We start from the raw sequence: 3,271 nt of genomic DNA on the forward strand, positions 1-3,271 counted from the left end.
TGTCTACTGAAATCAAGGTATTAATGGGAATAACAGCCTAAGATATTTGGAGTTCAGAGAGGGCGCGTTTGATTTTCAAACTTCGCAACAGAACCGCTATTAATGCCGATCAAAAACAAGAAAACGTCGCGTTCGGCGTTTTTGTTGCGTCTCAAACAGAATAAAAAGTCGTTGATTTCTTGCTGCGTTCGTAATGGTTGTACATTATAACTTATTGAAATGGTCTCTCCTCTCACAAAAAGGATACATGATTTCATTCATTATACCACGAAATCGTGTATTGGACACCGGTATAAAAAAAGAACCCTATAGATATAGGATTCTCGATACACGATTTTATACAATTTCATGTATCTTATATTCAACCCGCGCCACAAGAGTATGGTTGATATATCATTTTGACTTTGAACATCTAGATAAATATAAACAAGTAATAGAGATAAAAAATGTAGTGTAATCCTTAATTATCTCTATTACTCGATTAATTTGAAGTTGTGCAATCATTCTTTAGACTGCCTTTAGCAATCGAAGTCCATTCAAAATAACAACCAAAGTACTTCCTTCATGAATAATGACACTGATTGCAATATCCGTTAAGCCTAAGAAACTAACGACAATTAAAAAAGCAACAACGGCCATTGAAAAAATAATATTCTGCCAAATAACACGGTTCATTTTCGAAGAAATATTATGAGATTGTACCAATTTAGATAAATTGTTTTGCATTAAAACTAAATCAGATACCTCTACTGCCACATCAGTCCCATCTCCCATAGCGATTCCCACATCTGCATTAACAAGAGCAGGAGCATCATTTACACCGTCTCCAACCATGGCGGTCACGCCGTATTTTTCTTTTTGTTCGTCTATAATTCTGGATTTGTCTTCCGGCATGACATTCGCAATCACTTCATCTATTCCTAATTGTTTAGCAACCGCTTTTCCCGTCATTTCTGAGTCACCAGTAATTAATGTGGTGTGTATACCTTGTTTCCTAAAATATTCAATGGTTTCTTTAGCATATTCACTCGGAACGTCCATAAGGGCAATAAGGCCTATAACCTCTTCATCTACTGCTACGTATACGACTGTCTTACCTTCTGACGCCCATTCATTATTTAAACGACTATATTCATCTGAAACATCATCAAACGAAGTCGGTTTTCCTATACGATAATTTCTCCCTTTGTAATCTCCCGTCAATCCTTTACCAATTTGGTTTTCTACTTCAATAGTTAGTTTGTTTTTTTGCTCAAACTTTCTTAGAATAGCATCTGCTAAGGGGTGATTGGATTCTTTTTCAAGAGCTACTACGATATCAATCATGTTTTCTTCGTTCACGGAATCAGCAAAATAATAATTGGTTACTTCAGGTTTTCCTTTGGTCAAGGTGCCCGTCTTATCAAATGCAATTGCTTTAATATCGGCTAATTGAGACAGGTAAGAACTACCTTTTGAAAGGACTCCTTTTTTGGCTAAATTAGAAGTCGTCGATAGCGTTGCCGAGACAGTAGCTGCTGCTAAAGCACACGGTGAAGCTGCAACTAAAAGGACCAATCCTCTATAGACACTTTGTGACCATGTCCAATCAAGTAGAAAAGGAGCCAATAACATGAATAGAGGAATGGCAATTAAAACAACTGTGACATATTTCGGTTCAAATTTTTGGATAATACTCGCAGCTTTTGTTTGGTTATCTTGGTTCTGATTCACTAATTGTAAAATTTTTGAAAATACTGTATCTTTGTTTTCTTTGGTGACTTTCATCGTGAAGGTACCTGTTCCATTGATTGTACTCCCGAAGACGCCATCTCCTTTGGATTTCTCTTTCGGGATACTTTCTCCATTAATAGACGACTCATCAATGGATGTAGATCCAGACAAAATGACGCCATCAATAGGTACTTGATCGCCATTCAACACTTGAAGTTGATCTCCCACTTTTAATTCACTGACATCCACATTTTTTGTACTACCATCAGGCAGGATTAACCGGGCAGTCGTTGGATTCATTTCGAGTAATTTCGTTATTTCTCGTTTGCTTCTTCCTTCTGCATAATCTTCCAAAAAATGTGCGCCAGAAAAAATAAGAATCAATAATGTTCCTTCCCAAAAATTCCCCATCAAAGAAGCTCCAATTGCCGCTAATCCCATTAAAATATGAGAATTAGGTATGAACTTTTTTTGTGCTTTTGAATTCTCAATTGTTTCTCCAAGGCCTTCAAGAAGAATAACGTGATACCCGGCACTGATTGTAGCGATTGAGAACAAAACATTTTGTACCAACTGATAATCTTCATTCAAAAATAGAGCAATCACTGCTAATGCTAAACCAACAAAGTACAAAACGACTGGCATTTTCCCATGATCATGGTCGTGATCGTGGTTGTGATTATGATTATGCTTTTCTTGAGACTGTTGTTCTTGGATAGTTTCCACTTCTATTGCCTCCCTATATAATTTATAATTCCTTTGTTTTCCATCATTTACTTCTTGAATCACATAAATTTCTGCTATTTCTGACTCCTTTCGTTTATTCCGAAAGTAAATCGTAATGAATCCACTTTACATATGACTAATTAATCATATGTTTGTATACTCATTTTATATCGCTATATACATTTTGTCAAGATAAAGAGAACGCCACTTCTCTTTTATAAACAAAAGATTAGCATTGTTTCGCTCATATGGTAATATAGATATGAACGAAAGGTCATATGAAAGGAATAAAAACACTATGGATATAAAAACAACTTCTCCAATCGATAAAGGATCTATTCTGTCAATAAGCAAACTATTTAAGGTGATTAGTGATCCTACACGATTGTCGGTTCTCTTTCTTTTACAGAAAAAAGAGTGTAGTGTTGGAAATATCGCTATTTCTCTGGACATGGAACAGTCCGCTATTTCTCATCAATTAAAAACGTTGAAAGACGCACGCTTAGTGAAATCAAGAAGAGAAGGAAAAAGTATGCTTTACAGTTTAGATGACCTTCATGTTTTTAGTATTCTCGAACAAGTCTTAACTCATGTTAATGAATTAGAAAAATAAAACCAATTAGTATGTAGCATACAAACTTAGGAGGTTTTTAAATGTCAAAATCAGATAAAGACCATAATCACTCGAATCAGAATCAACCGAAAAAGAATATTAAAATTGCTTTCTTCATAAATCTGGTTCTGTTGCAAAGTTTTCCAAAAAATCTATTTTAGTGTAAAATTGAGAAAAAAGACAGAGAGGACAGAGTAATGAATCATTTTAAAGGCAAAC

2 protein-coding genes and 1 pseudogene are annotated in these 3,271 nt (G+C 35.1%); 1 reads left to right on the plus strand and 2 read right to left on the minus strand.

Features of this window, described 5'->3' with window-relative positions; translation table 11 throughout:
- Window positions 1-92 precede the first annotated feature (92 nt).
- Window positions 93-215 (minus strand): annotated as a pseudogene (locus BMX34_RS09530) (tyrosine-type recombinase/integrase); the annotation flags it as partial.
- Window positions 216-507: 292 nt separating this feature from the next.
- The gene (locus BMX34_RS09535) at window positions 508-2,439 is read right to left on the minus strand and encodes a heavy metal translocating P-type ATPase (protein WP_002320192.1); all 1,932 of its coding nucleotides are present in this window, start codon (window positions 2,437-2,439) and stop codon (window positions 508-510) included.
- 298 nt (window positions 2,440-2,737) lie between these two features.
- Between BMX34_RS09535 and BMX34_RS09540 the strand changes: the two genes are divergently transcribed.
- Window positions 2,738-3,052, plus strand: coding sequence for an ArsR/SmtB family transcription factor (locus BMX34_RS09540; protein WP_002320191.1), 315 nt, complete (start codon window positions 2,738-2,740; stop codon window positions 3,050-3,052).
- Window positions 3,053-3,271: the final 219 nt, after the last annotated feature.

The organism is Ignavigranum ruoffiae (assembly GCF_900110675.1).
Lineage (GTDB): Bacteria > Bacillota > Bacilli > Lactobacillales > Aerococcaceae > Ignavigranum > Ignavigranum ruoffiae.